General features: G+C 66.6%; 3 protein-coding genes and 1 pseudogene. 2 read left to right on the top strand and 2 right to left on the bottom strand.

Annotated features, from left to right (window positions below; genetic code table 11):
• Nucleotides 1-271 precede the first annotated feature (271 nt).
• Nucleotides 272-448: pseudogene (locus ACOYYX_RS27070) on the top strand (Ada metal-binding domain-containing protein); the annotation flags it as partial.
• Between the two features lie 147 nt (nt 449-595).
• Entirely contained in the window at nt 596-1,723 is a 1,128-nt protein-coding gene (locus tag ACOYYX_RS27065; RefSeq protein WP_422931668.1) for an AlkA N-terminal domain-containing protein, read from the top strand.
• Between the two features lie 93 nt (nt 1,724-1,816).
• Here the strand turns inward: ACOYYX_RS27065 and ACOYYX_RS27060 are convergent, their stop codons facing one another.
• Both ACOYYX_RS27060 and ACOYYX_RS27055 read right to left on the bottom strand, forming a co-directional pair.
• Nucleotides 1,817-18,829, bottom strand: coding sequence for a putative Ig domain-containing protein (locus ACOYYX_RS27060; RefSeq protein WP_422925495.1), 17,013 nt, complete (start codon nt 18,827-18,829; stop codon nt 1,817-1,819).
• An 84-nt stretch (nt 18,830-18,913) separates the two neighbouring features.
• Nucleotides 18,914-19,651 (bottom strand): RNA polymerase sigma factor, encoded by a 738-nt coding sequence (locus tag ACOYYX_RS27055; RefSeq protein WP_422925493.1) that lies wholly within the window; start codon nt 19,649-19,651, stop codon nt 18,914-18,916.
• Between the last annotated feature and the right edge of the window lie 70 nt (nt 19,652-19,721).

The raw sequence follows: 19,721 nt of genomic DNA, 5'->3' as shown, positions 1-19,721 counted from the left end.
CTCCTCAAGATTCCCGGCGCAGGCAGATTTGAGAGCCCATCAAATCAGGGACTTACGCCAACTTCGAGGATCGCTCTATCTCCACCTCCCTCGTTTTTCGAGGCAGAGCCTCCTACAATGCACAAACGCTACAAATCTACCATTTTAGGCGCCAGCCTGGTCGGTAGGGCTTGAGTTGCGGTGAAACCGTTGGCATCCATCACAAAATCAACTATTCACTTTATGACATATTTCTTTTCAAATTCCACTGTTACGATCAGGTTCCGACTCCATGCCGGTTGATCTCCCTTCGAATGACGCACGTCCTGACGATGTCGATCGCTTCAAGGAGGCCACGCTCGCGCGAGACCCTCGTTTCGATGGGCTCTTCTTCTTTGGGATCAAGTCGACGGGGATTTACTGCCGGCCCGTCTGCACAGGACGAAGAGGCGAGAACGTCGAGATCTTCCGCGACTCCTTGCAGGCCGAGGCCGCGGGCTTACGTCCCTGTTCGAAGTGCAGGCCGGAGGATGCTCCGCTCACGCCTGGGGGAAACCCGTTAGAGTTCGTCCGGCGCTTGCTCGAATTTACGAGAGCTGGGAAGGCTCCCGACGACGTGGCGGCGTCCTTCGCCCACACGTTTAACATGAAGATCGACGAGGCACGACGTTGGTTTGAAGGGCAAACAGGTCTGAGCCTGGATGCCGTCATCGACCATTGCCGGATCGACTTCGCTCGCAAGCTTGTCGTCGAAACCAACCTGCCGATCGAAACGATCGCCGATCTCGCGACGTGCTCGGGGGTGCGAGAATTCGAGGAGGCTTTTGAGCGACGATTCCGCCAATCGCCCGGCACCTTGCGAAAGGATCGGGTCCAGGACGGCTCTACCATCGAGCTGACCCTGCCGTATCGGCCACCGCTCGACTGGCAAGGCGTGCTCAACTTTGCCCGCTACCACCAGATCCGGGGCTTGGAAGCGGTGGATGAGGTCTCGTACCGGCGATTCTTCACGATCGGGGAGGCCCAGGGGCTCTTTCGCGTCACGAACGATCCGAAAAAGCCGCAACTCAAGCTCGAGATCGAAGTGGATGATCCCGCCGTCATCTTCACCGTCGTCCAGCGCGTCAGGCGGATGTTCGACCTCGATTCCGACTTACTCGCCATCGGCGAATGCTTCGGAAAGCATGAAACCCTCGGCCCGCTCTGGGAATCCCGGCCGGGCCTCAGGATCGCGCGTGGGTGGGATCCATTCGAGACAGCGGTCCTGACGATCCTCGGGCAACTGGTCTCCACGCGTCAGGCTCGGGCACTCGTCGGCCAGCTCGTCGAGGCCTGCGGGACGCGCTCGGCGAATCCGATCGCGGAGGATATCCCTTATCTGTTCCCTGACGCCGAGACCCTCGCGCATGCGGATCTGGCCCCCATCAGGACGAGCCCGGCGAGGAAGCGAGCGATCCAAGAGCTCTCGCGTGCGGTCGTTTCCGGATCAATCGACCTCGACGACTTCCGGGATATCCAGGGGGTGAAGGAACGGCTCCTGGGCCTGGCCGGCATCGGCCCCTGGACGGCGGAGTATATCGGGCTCCGAGCACTCGGAGATCCCGACTCCTTCCCCCGCACCGACCTCGTCATCAAGCGAGCCTTCGAGACGCACCCTGGCCTCGACCTGGATGGAGTCCGGCCCTGGCGCGGCTATATGGCCGTCTGCCTCTGGTCGCACTTCGCGAAGCCCGCAACTCCGTGAGTCGAAGGCGACAACGGGAAAGCCGGGGCCCGCATGAAAGGCATGCGGGCCCCGGCTCTCGATCGAAAGAAGATTACCAACATCATCCGACGATCAGAAGCTGATGACGCGGTTCAAGAGCCGAAGGACGCCGGCGTCTCGGGAGGCGATCGTCGTGAGGGCGGGCGTGCCCAGGTAGGAGCGGGTCTGGATCGTCCTGATCCCGTAGAGGCCGGGCGCCGAGCTGCAACCGATGGTAGGGCCGGAGCCACCGCCGCCGTTGTCGCCATCGTCGGGGGGACCGTTAGGGCCGGGAGGGCCGCCGGGGCCGCTCGGGCCAGGGTTGCTCGTGGTCACTCGGGGCGGAATTCCCCCGCCAGGGCCGAGCGGGCCGGAGAAGGGCGGGTTCGGGGTCCGTGTCGCGAACCCGTGCGAGACCCACTCGGCCGCGGGGAAGTCGCGCTTCTCGTGGAAGTCGACCTCCACGAGGGTGGATGAGTCGTCGGTGGATGCATACTTGGCGATGAGGGCTAGCTCGGTCGCGACGCCGCCATACACGGCCACATCCCAGCTCGCCACGGCATTGGGGGTCTTGGCGGTCGAAACCACCAGGAACTCGAACTCGCCGGCGCCCGGGACGGTCGGGTTGGCGAGGGGCGTGCCCTGGTCTCCGAAGGTGTAGGTCGGGGACAACGGAACATTCGGGAACGCCTGAATGCCCACCGAAGTCGCCTTGCCGCCGTCGGTGCCGATCGAGCCGGACCAGTAGTTATTGCTGTACCCGTACTTGATCCCCTTGTCGCCCGACGCGTAGCTTGCGCTGAAGCCGTTGATCTCGACCCCCACCTCCGGCGTGGAGCCGGGGCCGGCCTTCAAATAAACATTTTCATACGAAAACTTATTGCTCAGCCCCGGCGACCCGGCAACCCCCGTGAACGGCTGGCCGTTCTTGGCCCCGACCGCAAAGGTCATCGGCTGATCCCCGCCGTACGTGACCGCCGTGTTGGCGATCAGGAGGACGTCGGGAAGGAGCGCCGTGTACTCGCTGAGGGCCTGGAGCCCGGTCGGGTCGGTCGCGTTGGTCGGGCTGTTGCCGACGTAGCGGTAGAGGTTCGAGTCGGCGCCGTTGAAGCCGAGCGGATCCTGGCTGATGAAGCGGCCGAGCGAAGCGTCGTAATAGCGGGCCCGGTAGTAGTAGAGCCCCGTCTCCGCGTCGTACTCCCGCCCCGTGTAGCGGAAGCGGTCGCCGACGGAGGGGTTCGTCTCGCCCGTGACCTGGCCATAGGCGTCGTAGTCGATGTGGTCGATGACCTGGCCGGTGTCGTCGGTGAGGTCGCGGACGGTGCCGAGCCGATCGGCGAGATACCAGGTCGTACCCTTGCCGGGACGGTCGCGGGCGAGGAGCCCGTCGATGTCGGGGCTCGCGAGGTAGCGGGCGGTGACGGCCCCCGACGTGTTGAAGTCGGCCCAGGGGGCCATGCCGTCGTAGACGGTGTACGTCGTCTGGCCGTCGACCGTCTTGCCGATCCGGCGGTCGAACACGTCATAGGTGTAGCTCACGGCCTGAGTGACCGTGCCCGATGCGTTGCGATCGGTCACGCCGACGAGGCGGTTGCGAAGGTCGAAGCTGTAGTCGGTGGTCGAGCCGTCGGAGATCCTGGTCCGTCGCGTGAGGTTGCCCTCGGCGTCATACGTGTAGCGATAAGTGTCGTCCGACGCGACCTGATTCGCCGTGCCGATCGTCTCGCCTTCGCTGGTCCGGTTCCCCTGGTCGTCGTAGCTGTAATCCGACGACGCGGCGGGGTTGCCGGCGAGCGTGGCCGAGGTGAGCTGGCCCGAGTCGTCGTACGTGTACGCCCAGCTCTGACCGTGATGGGTCTCGGCGGTCAATTCGCCTCGATCGTCGTAGGTGTAGGCGTAGTTGACGAGCGCGTTGCCGCTCGCGTCCTTCATCGTGAGCGAGTCGAGGAGCCCCGCGTTGGAATAGGTGTTGGTCGTGCTGCCGACGAGCTGCGTGCCGGCGAGGTCGGAGAACCGCTTCACCGACGTCAATTGCCCGTTCGCGTCGTACGTCAAGTCGGCGCGGGCATCGGCAACGCCGGCCCCTTGCCACTGAGTACTGAGGAGATGACCGGTGTCGTCGTACGTGTTCGAAACCGTCAGGCCGAAGTTGTCCTTGACTGACGTGACATTGCCGAAGGCGTCGCGCTCGTAGGTCAGGACGACGTGGGGCAAGCCGGGCGTGCCGTCGTTGTCGACACTGGCGAGGTCTCCCAGCGCGTCGTACGTCATCGTGTATGAGCTGTTTTCGTCGGAGGCCCCGACGAGCCGGCCGAGCGCGTCGTACGTGTAGTGGAACGTGTCGAGCACCGCGGTGCCCGAGGCCTGCTGCCAGCTCTCGGAGACGGGGCGGTTCAGGGCGTCATACGTGTAGGTCCGGACCCGGCCGTCGCGATCGGTGTACTTGGTGAGGTTGCCGACCGCGTCATACTCGTACGACATCGAAACGCCGAGGGGGTCCGTCCGCTTCACGAGCCGGCCGAGGCAGTCGTACTCGAACTCGGTCCGGTTGCCGAGGGCGTCGACCGTGGCGATCCTGCGCCCCTCGTCATCGTACTCGTACTTCGTCGTCGAGCCCGTCGCATCGGTGACCGAGAGGGCGTTGCCCCTCGAGTCGTACGTCATCTGCGTGGTGGTGCCGTCGGAGCTAGTGATGGAGGTCGTCTGGTTGTTGGCGTCGTAAGCGTACGAGGTCGTCCGGCCGTCGGGGTCGGTTTGCGAGGTCATCCGACCCGCGGCGTCGTAAGTCCGATGCGTGACCTGCCCGAGCGGGTCGGTGATCGTGCTGACGTGGCCGGCGGAGTCATACCCGTAGGAGGTCGTCTTGCCGTTGGCGTCGGTGCTCGAGGTCATCCGGCCCAGAGCATCATAAGTGAAGCTCTGCTGGTTCCCATCCGGGCCGGTCTGGCCGATGGCATGGCCCCCGGCGTCGTAGGTGGTGGTGAAGGTCTGGCCTACCTGGTCGGTCGTGGTGACGAGACGATTGAGCCCGTCGTATGCGTAAGTGATCGTCTTCCCGAGCGCATCGGTCGCCCTCACGAGGTTCCCGGCCGCATCGTAGTCGAACGACGAGGTGTTGCCGAGGGCGTCGGTCTCCGTGAGCTCTTTGCCCATTGCGTCGTACGTGTACGAGGTGACGTGGCCCAGGGCGTCGGTGACGGTCAGGACGTTACCCGTGGCGTCGTACGTGTACGAGGTCACTCCGCCATCGGCGTCGGTCGTGTGGTCGAGCTTCCCGTCGGCCCTGTACACGTACTTGGTCGAGCCGTCGTCGCAGCAGATCTCCTCCACGACACGGTTGTTGGCGTCGTAGACATAGGTGATCGGGTGGCCCGACGGGTCGATGATCGAGGTGCGGCGGCCGGCCTCGTCGTAGGTGTAGCGGGTGACCTGGCCCAGGGGATCGGTAACGCTGACGAGTTGCCCCACCGCGTCATAAGCATACGTCGTCTTGTCGCCGAGCGGGTCGGTCTTGGTCAGGGGGCGCCCCGCGGCGTCGTAGGTGTAATTCCAGGTATTGCCCGCGGTGTCGGCTGTCTTCGTGAGCAGGCCGCGGGCGTCGTAGGAGGCGAGGGCGACCGAGCCGTCGGCATAGGTCGTCTTTGTCGGCTGAGTGGCCGAGCCTTCGTACTCGTAGCGAGTGACTTGGCCGAGGTTGTCGGTGAAGGTGATGATCCGCCCCTGGGCGTCGCGGGTGAACGTGCTCTTCTGCCCGAGCGCGTTGATCAGGCCCGCCGTCCGGCCGAACTCGTCGTAGAGGGTCGTGGCGGTCCGGCCGAGGGCGTCGGTCACGGATGTGATGTTGTTGTGGTCATCATACGTGACCTTGCTCACGTTGCCGAGGGCATCGGTTGTGCTGGTGACGTTGCCGTTGGCGTCGTACGTCATCTTGACCGTGTTGCCCGACGGGTCGGTGACGGACGTGAGGTTGTCGGCGTCGTCGAACGTGAAGTTACGCGTATGGCCGAGCGGGTCGACGGTCTTGGTGACGTTCCCCCGGTCGTCAAAGTTCAAGGTCGTCTGGTTGCCGAGGGCATCCACGATCGTCTGGCTGCCGCCGACGGTGTCATAAGTATTCGTCGTCGTATTCCCCGAGGCATCCGCCAGGCCGATGAGCTTGCCGTCGCTGTCGAACTGGGCCGTGGAGGCATTGCCGGCCGGGTCGGTGATCGAGGAGAGGAAGTGCGGGTGCGCTGGGTCGTCGAGATAGCCGTAGGTTGTGGCCCGGTTGGTCGGATCCTTGGCGGTGATGAGGTCGCCATTCGCGTCATACGAATACGTGAGGACGACGCCGCCGGGGACCTCGATCTTGACGATCCTGCCTTGCGGGTCGCGGTCGAACTTGACGGAGACCCCCGACGAACTGGTGATCCCGTCGCTCGTGTACGTGAGGGTATTCCCTGCGCGGTTGTTGACGCTCTCCAGCCCCTTGAACTGGTTGTACTGATAGGTGGTCCCGTCGGTCGTCTCGAGCCGGTAGATGGAGGGGTTGTACGGGAACCCGATGTACTGCATGGCGTACGTGCCGTCGGTCAGCCTGGTGAGCGCCGTGGCGTCGACGCTCAGCGTGTCATGCACGCCGGGGTCGGGGACGAAGCTTGGGAGATAATACCCGCCGCCGAACCAACTGAACTGGGGCACGGCCTTGAACGTGAACCCTTCGCGACGCCCGTTCGGGGCATTGATGTAGACGCGGGTCCCGTCCTTGAACGGAGTCGCCGCGTAGAACTGCCCCTCGACCTCGAGCGGGTTGACGGGGACCGACTCGCTGATGCGGGCATCCTGCACCGCGAGGCTCCAGCCGTAGCCGAAATCGCCCGAGGTATTCGCCTGCCGCGTGTCATAAGTCCGCGAGACCGTGATGGGGATGCCCACGACCGAGATCGCCAGGTCGGTCACCGTGATCTGGTATTGCCCCACGGAGCGCTGGCCGGTCACGTCGACCGGGATGATCTGCCCGGTCGCGTTACCGTTGGTGTCGAAGGCGAGGACCCTGATCACGTAACTATCGTTGAGTAGCAACGAGGGGTCGAACGTCGCGAGGGGCCCGTTCGTGATCGAGGCCGAGCCGACCTTCTCGGTGATGAAGTGATAGGCGGGGTTCTCCGCGGTCGGGTCGTTCACGTCCACGTCTGAGGCCAACGCGTACTCGACCCGATAGCGCTCGAGGTCGGGGCTGGAAACCGTGCCGATGATCGGCGTGGGGGCCGTGATCGAGGAACCCGGGGCGGGGCTCGTGACGGTCACGACGGGGCCGTCGGTGTCGGCCGGATCGATGACCCGCAGCGTCAGGGTCGCGCTGCCGACGTTGCCGGCCGCGTCGGTGCCGGTGGCGACGAGGTTATGGACGCCGCCGCTCGCGAAGGTGAGCGTGGCCTGGCCATCGGCGTTGATGGCCACGCGCTCGCCGTCCAGGGTGAGGGTGACGTTGGCCAGGCCAATGTCATCGGTCGCCTGCACGACCACGACCACGGGGTTGCCGATCGACGCCGGGTTCGCCCCCGAGACGATCTTGACGATGGGTGCCTTGGTGTCGGGGACGAGCGAGAAGTTCACGAGCTGCGAGGCCGAAGCCCCCTGCGCGTCGGTGACGACCACCGTGAAGGTGTGCGAGCCGGCATCGCCAGCGCTGGTCGTCCATCGGATCCGGCCGACGCCGTCGATGGTCATGCCGTCGGGGGCATCCTGGATCGAGTAGGTGAGGGCATCGCCTTCGGGGTCGCGGGCCTGAACGTCGTAACGATAGACGCCACCGGCCGCCGCAGTTTTCGCCGACGCCGGGGCCTCGGTGATGACCGGGGGAGCGTTCGTGCGAACGAGCAGCGTGTAACGCTGATAGGCGCGGTGGCCCCCCGGATCATCGGCCGCGACGGTGATCGTCGGCGCACCGGCCTGGGCGACTGTCGGCGTCCAGTGGATAAGGCCTGTCGTTGCGTCGATGGCCATGCCGGTCGGCGGGGATATCAGAGAGTAAGTGATCGCCTGCCCTTCGGGGTCGACCGCGCGGACCTGATAGGTGTAGTCCGCACCGACGGGGGCCCGGAGCGGCGGGATCGAGATGATCGCCGGCGTGCGGTCGGGCGTCACGGCCACGACCTGCGCGGTGAAGGACTGAATGCCCTCGCCGCCGAAGCCGTCCGTCACCTTGACGCTGACCTGCTGGGCCCCGACCTGTGCGGCGATCGGCGTCCAGCGGATCAGGCCGGTGTCGGGGTCGATCGTCATGCCGGCGGGGGCCTGGTCGAGCGAGTACGTGAGCTTGTCGTTCTCGGGATCGACCGCGCGGACTCCATAGAAGTACGGGGTCGCGGTCCCCGCATCGGTGCTCGGCGTGGAGACGATCGACGGCGGGGCGTCGGCGCACTCGACGAGGAGCTGGATCGTCTGGGTCCCCGAGGCCCCCGAAGGATCCGTCACCCGGACAACGATCGTCTGCGGCCCTCGCTGCGACTCATCGGGCGTCCAGACGAGCGTGCCGAAGGCAGGATCGATCGAGACCCCGTGGGGCGACGAGTCGAGGCTCCACTGAACGGGGTCGCCATCCGGGTCGATGGCGCGGAGGGCGTAGTCGAAGGTGCGGCCGTCGGGCACGAGGGCGGTCGGCGGGGTTGAGACGATCGCCGGTGCGCCGTTGGTCTTGTCGGCGGTGACGATCAGGGTGAAGGACTGCGTCGTCGAGCCGCCGCGGCCGTCGCTGACGACTACGCTGACGCCATGATCGCCGAGCGCGGCATTGGTCGGGGTGTAGGTGAGTCGCCCCGTGGCAGCGTCGATCGTGAGACCATCGGGCCCCGAGGCGAGCGAGAAGGTGAGGGGATCGCCGTCGGGGTCGGTCGCCGCGATCGGATAGGTCCAGGTCGCACCGAGGGAAACCCGGGAGGGCGGGGACGAGGTGATCGACGGATCGTGGTTCTCGCCCGGCGCGGCGACCACTTCGAGGGTGAACGCCAGGGTCGTGACGCCCCCCTGGCCGTCGTCCACCTCGATGGTAACGGGGAACGAACCTGGTCCGGCCGGGGTCCACCGCAGGGCCGCGAGGTAATCTCCGCCGGCCCAGGGGGCGACCGTCATGCCAGTCGGCCCGTCGACGAGCCGGACGGTTATCGGGTCGTTCTCGGCGTCCTGCGCGGCGACCTTGAAGGTCCAGGGGAGGCCGACCGTCGCCGGCGAGGCTGGGCTATTGGCGATGACCGGGGCCGTGTTCGCCGGGGTGACGTTAAGCGTGAACGACTGCAGGGCGATCCCGCCGAGGCCGTCGCGGGCCCGGATCACAACGGTCTGGCCGCCAACGTCGTCGGGCTCGGGTCGCCAGGCCAGGGAGCCCGTCGCCGGGTCGATCACCATGCCCGCAGGGGCCGTGGCCAGGTCATAGGTCAGGGTCGCCGCCAGCGGGGTCCAGGCCTTCGCCAGGTAGTTCAGGAGGTCGCCGGCACGGATTGTCGTCGGGGGCACGGAGACGAACTGAGGGTTGACCCCCTGGGTCGAAGTCTGGCCATTGCGGACCGTCAGCACGAAGTCCTCGCGGGTCACGCCCCCGGCATCGTCGTCGACCTGCACCGTCAAGGGCGTGCTGGCGAACGCACTGCTTCCGGGGGTCCAGGTGATCTGCCCCGAGGCGGGGTCGATGCTCATGCCGGCCGGGGCCTTCGCGAGCGAGAACGTCAGCGTGTTGCCAGAGTCAGGATCGCTCGCCGTGATGACCTGAGCGTAGGCCGACCCGATGGTGGCCTCCGGCAAGGTCGACGTGGTGATCGTCGGCGCCGTGTTCTGGTTCACGACAAGGTTGAATGTCGTGGAGTCGGTCCCGCCGACGCCATCGGAAACCTCGATGGTGACGGGATGCGAACCGAGGTCGGCCGAAGTGGGAGACCAGGCGAGGGCTCCCGTCGAGGAATCGAGGGTGAGGCCGTCGGGGCCGTCGATCAGGTGGTAGGTGAGGGTCTGGCCAGGGTCGGAGTCGAGTGCCTTGATCTGCGAGGCATAGGTGCCGGGCGTGGCGAAGGCCTGCGGCAGCGTGACGAAGACTGGGGCGTGGTTGTCGTCGCTGGCCCGGATGCAGATTTGGAACGACTGCAGGGTGCGACCGCCCCGGCCGTCGCTGACGGCGAGGACGACGTCGGCCTGGCCGATCTGGTCGGGGGTCGGGGTCAAGGTCACGAGGCCATTGGTAGCCACGGCGAGACCCGTCGGGCCCGATTCCAGTGAGAAGGCCAGGTCGTCGCCATCGGGGTCGGTGGCCGTCGCCTGGTACTGGTAGGGCGAGCCGACGCGGGCTAGGACGCCGGGGACCGATGTGAAGACCGGCGGCCGGTTCGGAGGCGCGGCGATCGCCTGGAGGACGAACCGCTGCTGCGCGAGGCCCCCCTGGCCGTCGTCGACCTCGACGGTGATGTCGTGGCTGCCGATGTCGGAGGTCCCGACGGCCCAGCTCAGGTGGCCGGCGTTGTCGATGGTCAGGCCGTCGGGACCGCTCACGATCCGATAGGTGAGCGTGTCGTCCTCGGGGTCGGTTGCGGTGAGATTGTACGTGTAAGTCTTGCCGGCGATCGCCTCGATGGCCGGGAGCGACGTGATCGTTGGGGCCTCGTTGAGCTTGCCGAGGAAGACGAGGCTGTACGTGAACTGGCTGTGGTTCGGGTTGAGGAACCTGGCGTTGAGGAAACCGGTCTGCCCATCCGGGGCAAGCTTGCCGCCGGTCACGAGGCCGGTGAAGTCGTAGTAGGGGACGCCATCGGGTGTCTTGCCCGACGCGCCCAGGACCTGGACCGACGGGTCGCTGATGTTGGCGATGCCGACGAGCAGGGGGGCATTGGCGTCGTACTGGCCGGAGTTCTTGACGGCAAAGTCGGCGTAGAGGATCCCCTCGGCCTCGTTGTACGAGGTCCTCGCGTAGCTCGGGGTGAAGCTCCCCGTCACGTCGGCGAACTGCGAGAAGTCCACCGAACCGGGGGCGGACTGGACCCCCTGGACGGTCAGGCTGACCTGCGCCGTCTGGCCGTTGGAGTCGGTGGCGACGACCTGATAGCTGTTCGAGCCGGAGCGGACGTGGACCTTGGCGAAGAACCGCCCGGCCGCGTCGAGGACGTCCACCATCACGCCATTCACCGTGACCGCGACGATCGCGACGCCCGTCACCGAGGCCGAGGCGAGGCCGGTCAGGGTCAGGTCGGTGTCGGCCTGCGCGGAGGAGCCGTCGGAGGGGGTGTCGACCACGACCGTCGGCGGCTCGACGGCTCCTCGCCAGCGAATCGTGGCCGTCTTCGAGACGTCGCCCACCGAGGCGACAATCACGTCGGAGCCGGCATTCGCCCCGGCGAGCGTGAACACGGCGTTGCCATTCTCATCGGAGAACGCGAATCCAGACGCCACGTTGGAGCCGGCCGAGTTGAAGTCGACGCGGACCCCGACCAGGGGATTGCCGTTGACGTCGAGCACCCTCGCGGTGAACGTCTGCGAGGTCCCCACCTGGCGGTCGACGCTGGCGGGGGTCAGGGCGATGCTATCCACCAGGGCCACCGGGGCAAGCGACTGGCCGCCGAGGTAGCCGTAGCCATCGTACACGGCATAGCCGTAGACGAAGACGCCGAACGGCTCAGCCCCGGCGAAGTCATGGGCCCCCACGTCGATCGGGACCTGGGCCCCGACATAGCCGCTGTCCCCAATCGCGTGGAAGAGGTCGGCCGCGAGGGGCACGCCGTCCAGTTCGATCGAGCCGACCGCCGAGGCCGGGGCGACCACGTTCACGAAGTTCGTCGGGAACCCAGTTGCAGGAGTCGTGATCGTGTAGTGGTCGAGGAACTGCTCGAAGGGGGGGACGATGATCATGAACGGGTCGGCCGAGACGTTGTCGAAAGAGAGGCTGTGCGAGAACTGAGCGACGAGGACCGCGTGGTTCGTCTGAATGCGTGAGGGATCTTCAAGGTTCGTCTCATACCAGTGGCCGGCGTCGATGGTGGCGACGAGGGTGCCGTTGATCGTGATCTCGGTGTCGTCCGCCTGGGCGACGATCCGGAAGACGTCGCCGTGAAGGCGGGTGGCCAGCGGATACGTGAGGAACTCGCGGCCCCAGCTATCGGTGGAGGGGAGCTGCTCGACGAGGTGGTTGGCGGCGGCATAGCCATCCGGCACGAACGCCGCGAGGTTGCCGCCGAAGACGGCCACCGGCTTGTCGGAGGTGACGAGCGTCCCGGTCATGTCGCCGCCGGCCACCTGCCGGAGCTGATAGGTCTGGCCGGCGTCGAGGTGGATCGTCTGCACCGGGATCGTGAACTGGCTCACGATGCGGTCGAGATAGAGCCGGGCCCCCGCAGGGGCGGAGAAGTTGACCGACTGGCTGCCGCCGATCGGGACCTCCAACGTACCCGCGCCGAAGCCGGAGGTCGTCACCGGGGCGTCGGGGGTCAGGGTCGACACGATCGTGTAATTCACGGGGTCGATCCCGTGATAGTTGAGGACGAGGATATAAGTCCCCGTCCTCTGCGTGGTCACCGCAAGGTCCGCATTGATCCCGTTGGCGATGACCTGGCCGTTTGACGGGTCGTAGAGGAACCAGTCGGTGTTGGCGGGGAGGGTGCTCGCGTGGAGCAGGAGGGCCTCGGCGGCGGCGGCGTTGATCCGGTAAACCGCGACGTTGCCGTCGGAGAGCGTCCCGCTGACGGGGGTCCCCGAGGCCAGGGCAGGGGCCGAGGCCACGTCGAGCACGCGGAACTTGTAGGTGCTGGCCGACGCATCCGCCCCGGCGATCAGGATGGTGTACGTCCCGGTCGCGGTCAGGGTGATCGGCCCGAGGTTGCCGTCCGCCTGCCCCGTGCGGATCAGGTCGCCAGCGGGGCCGATGATGCGGACCTCCTTGTTCGTGGGCGTCGAGCCGAGGCCGTCGTAGAAGAGGGTCTGGCCGGCGGTCCCGTCGAACGCATAAGCCACATACTCGCGGCCGGTGGGCAAGGTGCCGGAGGCCGTCGACCCGATCGCGAGCGGCGTGGCGTCCGCGAGGTCGAGGAACTTGAAGGAGTGGTCGATTGCAGTGTCGCTCCGGCCACGGATCACCACGTAGTACGAGCCCGTGAAAGCCGCCGTGAATGGGACGTCGTCCTCGAGGTTGCGCACCGTGATGAAGTTGAAGTTCCGGTCGTAGATCTCGACAGTGCCCTGGGCGCCTCCGGCGTTAAGCCCGTTGTAATAGTAATTATGCCCGGCCGTCGCCGAGAACCGGTACACGACCGTCTCTCGCCCGGTCGGCAAGGTGGCGTTGACGGTCGAGCCGGCCGTGATCGCCGTCCCAGCCGCGGCGTCGAGCATGCGGAAATGGACGGTCGTCGCGCCCGTCGCGTAGCCCTCGATCAGGAGCGTGTAGACGCCGGTCACGCCCCCGTTGATCGGGTAGAAATCGTCATTATTGTTCCGCGCCGCGACGGTCCGACCGAAGGGGTCGATCAGGCGGAAGCCCGCGATGTTCGTGGCGGCGTCGAGGCCGTCGAACAGGAGGGTCTGGCCGGCGTTGACCGAGATTTTGTAGGCGACCGACCCCTTGCCGGTGGCGCCGAGGTCGGCGGCGGCCGTGCTGCCGACGGCGAGCGTGCCGGCGGAGGAGAGATCCCGGAGGTTGAACGCGTAAGGAAGCGCCGCCGATGTGTTGGATCGGAAGACGAGCCGGTACGTCCCGTCCTCGGGCAGCACGACCGGCCCGTTATTGTTGTCGCGGTTCGACGCGAAGATGTTCACGTCACCCGGGCCGACCAGCGTCACCGACGCGTTCGGGAAGTCGCCGAGCAGCGAGTCGTAATAGAGCGTCTGGCCGGCCGTGCCGACGAACTGGTAGACGACGCTCGACCGGCCATCCGGGAACGTCCCGCTGACGTCGGTATTGAGGGCGAGCGTAGGTGCCGCGTCCGGGTCGGTCAGGCGGAAGTGGTACGTCGCCGAGGCGGCGGTGTTGTTCTGGATCAGGAGGATGTACGAGCCGCCCTGAGTGAGCGGGCCGAACTGATTCTGATTGTCGGCGTTCGAGGTGCTGATGAAGTTGCCGCTCGGGTCGAGGAGCGACAGGGCGACGTTGGCAAAGTCGGTCTCCGGGCTGTCGTAGAGCAGGCGCAGGCCGACGACCGAATTGATGCGATAGGCCCTGGAACCGAGCGCGTCGTCGATGGTTCCGGAGACGTCATCGCCCGGGTCGATCGCGGTGGCCGCCGAGAGGTCGAGGATGCGGAACGCATACGAGCCCGCGGCCTCCGGGGTGTTGCCAGCGAGGGCCAACGTATACGTCCCCGAGGTCGGCAGGAGCCAGGGACCGCTGTCGCTCGTATCGTTCGTGTTCAGGATGAGGGCCCCGTTCGGATCCTTCACCGAGACGACGAGGTTCTCCCCCTGTCCGTCCAGGCTGTCGAGATAGATCAGGCGCCCGCCCGGGGCATTGAACGTATAAGTCGCCGTGTTACCCGCGGTGATGTTGAGGGTGTTCTTCGTGCCGAAGCCCGTCGGAGCGACCGCGGCCTGGGTCGCGAGCGACGCGTTGAAGGAGTACGTGAGCGGCGAGGCCCCTCCGCTCCCGAAAAGCACGAGTTGATAGGCCCCGGCGCGGGCCAGGGGGGCCGACCAGTTCTGGTCGAGGTTGCGGCCGATCACCGCACGTCCATCAGGCCCGAAGAGGTACCAGGAGCCGCCGTTCGTGTTCGAGAGCGCCATCATGTCGACGGCCAGGGTCTGGTTCCCGGGGCTGTTGAACCGATAGACGGCCATACGCGAGGCCGGGTCGAGCGTGCCGGCGTTGGCGGTGCTCGTCGAAAGGGCCGGGACCGTCGCGGCGTCGAGGAGCCGGAAGTCGAACGAGGTGGCCGTCGCCGACCCGCCTCGGATGATGAGCGTGTACGTCCCGTCCTCGTCGAGCACGATCGGGCCGCGGTCGCCCAGGGCATTGCCCGACGAGACGGGCTGCATCCCGGGACCATACAGTTCGAAACCGCCGGCATTCGTCGATGCGTCCTCGGGGTCATAGAAGAGGGTCTGGCCGGCGGTCCCATGGAACCGGTACGCGAGCGTCTCGCCGCCGGTCGGCAACGTCGCGGTCGCGGTCGCCCCGAGCGTGAGAGTCGGTGACGTCGACATCTTGAGGACGCGGAAGTGGACCTCGCCGGGGGTGTCGGAGCCGCCGTAGAAGGCCAGGGTGTAGGTGCCGCTGACCGACGCGACCATCGGGCCGCGATCGCCGTCGGCGCTCACGTCGGTCAGGCGATTGCCGGCCGGGTCGTAGATCGAAACTGTGACCGACTGGAACGTCCCGGCCAGGCCGTCATAGATGAACGCATCGCCGGCATCGGCGTTGAACCGGTAGAGCAACGTCTCGCGGCCGGTCGGCAGCGTGGCCGTCACGGTCGAGCCGACGGTCACAGAGGTGCCCGCGTTGGCGTCGAGCAGTCGGAACGGGATCGTGAGCGGGTTGCCCTGCGTCGCCTGGATCTGGAGTCGATAGGTGCCCGAACGGGTGATGAGGACCGGATCCGTATTCCGATCCGCGCCCAGCGTGAATAGAGCGTTGCCGGCCGGGTCGACGAGCCTCGCCTGCGAACCGGGCTGGTCGCCGCCGAGCGTGTCATACGTGATCATCTGCCCGGCGGTCAGGTTGACGTTGTACCAGCGCGACTCCCGACCCTGCGGGAATAAGGCCGTCGCGGTCGTCCCTATCGCCAGGTTCGGCGAGGCGGAGAGATCCATCAACCGGAAGGCATACGAATAGGCGGCCGAGGTCCTGCCCGTGATGATCACCTTGTACTCGCCGTCCAGAGGCAGCGTGAACGGGTCGGAATCCGCGCCGAATGAGGAGTTCGCGACGACCACCCCACCCGGGCCGGTGATCTGATAGCCGACGTTCCCGTCCTGGCCTGAGAGGCCGTCGAACGCCAGGGGCCTGCCCGCATTGCCCTGGAACCGATAGGCCACCGTCTCGCGGCCGGTGGGAAGGCTCCCGGTCACGGGCGTGCCAATGATCAGGGTGGGGGCCACGCTCGCGTCGACCACCTTGAAGCCCGTGTCGACGGGCGTGTTGCTCTGGCCCGACACGATCACGTAATAGGTGCCCGTCTCCGGCAGGGTGTAGAGGCCGGACGACTGTTCGGACCCTTGCTGAAGATCCACGCGGAGGCTCGGAGTGACCAGGCGGACCGAGACGTTCTGGCCGTTCCGGTCGAGGCCGTTCAGCACGATCTGGTGACCGATCGTCCCCTGGAACTTGTAGACCTTGGTTTCCTGCCCGGTGGGGAGCGAGAGCCTCGTATCCTGGTTGAGGGTCAGCGCGGCGGAGTCGGCGTCGAGGTTCAAGATCCGATAAGAGTATGTCCCCGCGTGGGTCGGGTAGGGGGAGTCGACCTTGAGCGTGAAGTCCCCGGACTGGCCCAGGGAGATCGGCCCGATATCGTTGCCATTCCCGTCCGACCCCACGACCCGGCCATCCGGCCCGATGATCGCGACGTTGGAGTTGTTGATCGGCGTCACGCCCGGCCCGGGGGTGATCGTCACGTTCGTGCCGTCGTGGGCGCCGACGATCGTGATCTGCGAACTCGGCAGGTACGCGAGCAAATACGAGGTCGTCCCGTACGCCATGTTCACATAACGCGTGCCGAGCGAGTCGACCGGGAGCGCGAGGAAGGCGTCGGTGGTGGCCTGGGCCGTGTTGAGCCCGTAGACCGTCACCGGGTCATCCGCGACGATGTGGACCCCCTTGTTCTCGATCTCGGCAAGGCTCGTGACCTGCACGTCGGCCGGTAGGGGGACGCTCGTGATCTGCCCCGGCGTCACCGAGAAGTCCTGCGTAAAGCTCAGGCCCGGGATCGAGACCGTCCCATGCGTGGCCACGTCGCCGGTGATGAACAGCGTCTTGACCGGGATGCGCCCCCCCTCGACGAGGTTGTCCGAGAAGGCGATCCAGAACTCGCGCCCGGCCGAGGTCGGGACGTTGCTCGTGTCGACCGCGGGGCCGACGAGCGTGGTGGCATTCGCGGTCGGGCTGCCGTTGGATGTGAATGCGTTTGCGTTGGACGTCCCCAGGCTCTGGGTCGAGTTGCTCGAACTGCTGGATGTGAACGAAGTCGTCGGAGTCGTCGTGGATCCGTTGGACCCACTTTGCAGAATGGTGGTCGACGAGGAAACCCCGGCTAGCAGTGCTGTGAGGTTCGAGGCCCCACCCGAGCCATTGGACGCGAACGTCGTCGTCTGGCCGGGGGTTCCCGGCGCACCCGGCACGAATGAGGCCTCGCCCGCGACGACCACGACGCAGCCGATCTCGGCGTGAGTCTCGGTGTCCTCGTCATTGTTCACGAGGCGAAAGACCAGGCGGGCGGCCGTGCCGACGGCGACTCCCGAGAGGTCGACCGAGACGATCGAGCCCGAGACGGTCGTCCCGCTGCCGAGCGCCGCGTCGAGCCCCTCGGTCCGGTTGTAGAAGGCGTCTCGGCCATTGCCGATGGTCGGGACGATCGGCCGCCCCTGGCTATCCACGAGCGCGACCTCGAAGGCGTCGCGGACCGACCCGGTGGACGCGGTGTCGAAGTCGAGCGAATCGAGGTCGAACTGCAACTTCGTGGCGCCGGCGGGGATGGTGAACCCGGTGGCAATGTTGACGAGGAACGAGTCGCCTTCGCGGAGCAGGGCATGCCCGTCGGTGGGGGTGACCGTCCCCTTGCCCGGGTCGCTGCCCCCGTCCTGGCTGACATTCCAGCCAGAGAGGTCGCCGGCGAAGCCGCAATGGATCAAGGACTGCGTGGCCGTCCCGACGTTGCCGGCCGCGTCGGTCGCCCGGACGTGGAACGTCTTCACACCCAGGGGGAGCGAGACCCCGTCGAACCGGAAATTCCCCGAGGCGTCGGCCGTGGCCACCGCGCCGGTCTCGACCAGCGTGAGCGAGAGTCCGGCCTCCGTCCTGCCCAGCAGGTTGACCGATGAGAGGTCGGTCATGTGATCGCCAACCGTGTCGGTATCCGACTCCGGCGCCAGGTCGAACGCGACGGCCGGGGCCTTCGTGTCCAGGATGAAGTTCGTCGTCGCCACGTTCGAGGTGTGCCCCGCGCGGTCGGTCGCGACAAACTGAAGCTCGTGCGTGCCGTCGGCTGTGCCGTCGAGGGCGAACGTCGTGGGGTAAGTGAAAGCCCCCGTCGTCGCATTGAACGCGAGGTTGTTCAGCCCCCCGCCGTCCACCTTGTATTGAAGAAGGGCGAGATCGCCGTCGGCATCGGAGGCATTCCCCGCGAACAGGATGTTCGTCCGGCTCAGCCGCCCCGACTGGCTTGAGAGCGTAACCACCGGGGCCCGACCGCTCGAACCGCCGTTTCCGCCGCCCCCTCCGTTGCCACCACTTCCTCCTCCGTTCCCACCGCCGTTGTTTCCGCCATTACCACCATCGTTTCCGCCGCCATTACCCCCGCTATTGTTATTACCGAAGGTGACGCGCGCGATCATGTCATTGAAGTCCCGGTCCCCCCCGCGCGGGAGGTCTTCCCAGGCGAAAGTCGCACCGGCCTCGGCGCGGATGTGGGCGAACCTATCGATATTGCCCCTCGACATCGAGACGTAAACCCTGGGGCGGAGGCGGGGCCTGGCGTGGAAGGCTTCCTGGGTGGAACCATTGGCGACGAGGTAGAGCCCGTAAGACGTACCTCCGGGCAGCATGACCGTCACCGACGAGCCCTTCGGCGCATCCTGACCGAAGATCACCCGGGCACCCGGCCTCGTCAACGCGGCCCTCAGATAGCCGGGGGCACCGGGGCGGAACTGGCCGACGCGGCCGTTCGCGTTGAGGACGGGGAAGATTCCCATCTCATTGCGGTATGAGGCCTGGCGGTCGTCCAGGTGGAAGGTGACGGTCACCATCTGCCCGGCTTGACCCGGCACGGTGAGCAGGACGACCGAGCTCCCCGCGAGGGCGGAGGGCCGGACGGCCTGCTCGGTCACGGCGGCGCTCAGCCTCGAGAGCAGCGTCCGCGCTTCCAGGGCCTCGGTCGCCGGGGGGACGATACGCCGTTTCGGGCGGGCGTTGAATGGCTGGGGAGACCTCGACCGAGACGGACCGGTGCCACGGTTCATCGCTGCCTCGCGTTCGCGTTCAGGACCCAGAGGGTAAGGAGAGAGAGTTCCTTAACCTCTGAATGAACGAAACGCGTCAGAATGTTACCGGCGTGAGGTCAGAGAAAAGGCCTCGAACATGGCATTAATCTCTTCATCGACCTCCTCGGAGGTCGAGACGGTCCGCGCGATCTCCTCGCGCAAGAGCGTTTCGAACCGCTCGCGAAGCCTGTGGGCGGCCACGCGGAGGGATCCGGGGGTGAGGCCCAACTCGTCGGCGAGGTCGCGATAAGAGCCGGAGCGGCCGTCGATCAGCCGGCCCAGGAGCGACTCGAGCGGTATCATCCGGGCGGATCGGGCCGACTCCTCGCGGATCCGGGAGACGACCCGGTCGAGCAGGGCCTCCGCCCAGGCCCGGGTGAACGCGACCTCCGGCAGGGGGCCGGGATCGGCCACCTGACCCGCATCATGCGAAGGGTGGTCGATGGAGAGCAAATGGCGGCCGCCTCCCCGTCGTGCGGCGGAGTCGTATCGTCGGCGATTGGCCCGAAAATGCCTCAGGGCGGCGAGGAAGTAGGGGCGGAACCGGCCGCGTGTCTTATCATACTCGGCCAGCGGGCGGGAATCTCCCACAAGATAGAGGAAGAACTCCTGGGTTAGATCCTGCGCCTCGTCCTGGTTGCAACCGTCGCGACGGAGGTAGGAGTAGACCGGGCCCCGGAACGTGTCACAAAATGCGGCCAGCGCGAGGCGGCCAGCCTCGGTGTCAGGGCGACCCGCCGCCGCGATCACGCTCCAGTGCGACGACTCGGGCCAGGGGCTGTGTTCGGTCGTGTCGAGCATAAGTCCGGCGCCGGGGGGCGTGCGGTTCGGCGTCGGCGCCCGGGGGCAGCCACGCCACTCGGGTCCCTCA

This window comes from Singulisphaera chitinilytica (genome assembly GCF_049331405.1).
Lineage (GTDB): Bacteria > Planctomycetota > Planctomycetia > Isosphaerales > Isosphaeraceae > PoT.
This window is presented reverse-complemented; position numbering and strand designations above follow the sequence as displayed.

Coding starts and splice junctions, on each gene's coding strand:
- ACOYYX_RS27060 (WP_422925495.1), bottom strand. CDS start 18,829: ATGAACCGTGGCACCGGTCCGTCTCGGTCGAGGTCTCCCCAGCCATTC.
- ACOYYX_RS27055 (WP_422925493.1), bottom strand. CDS start 19,651: ATGCTCGACACGACCGAACACAGCCCCTGGCCCGAGTCGTCGCACTGG.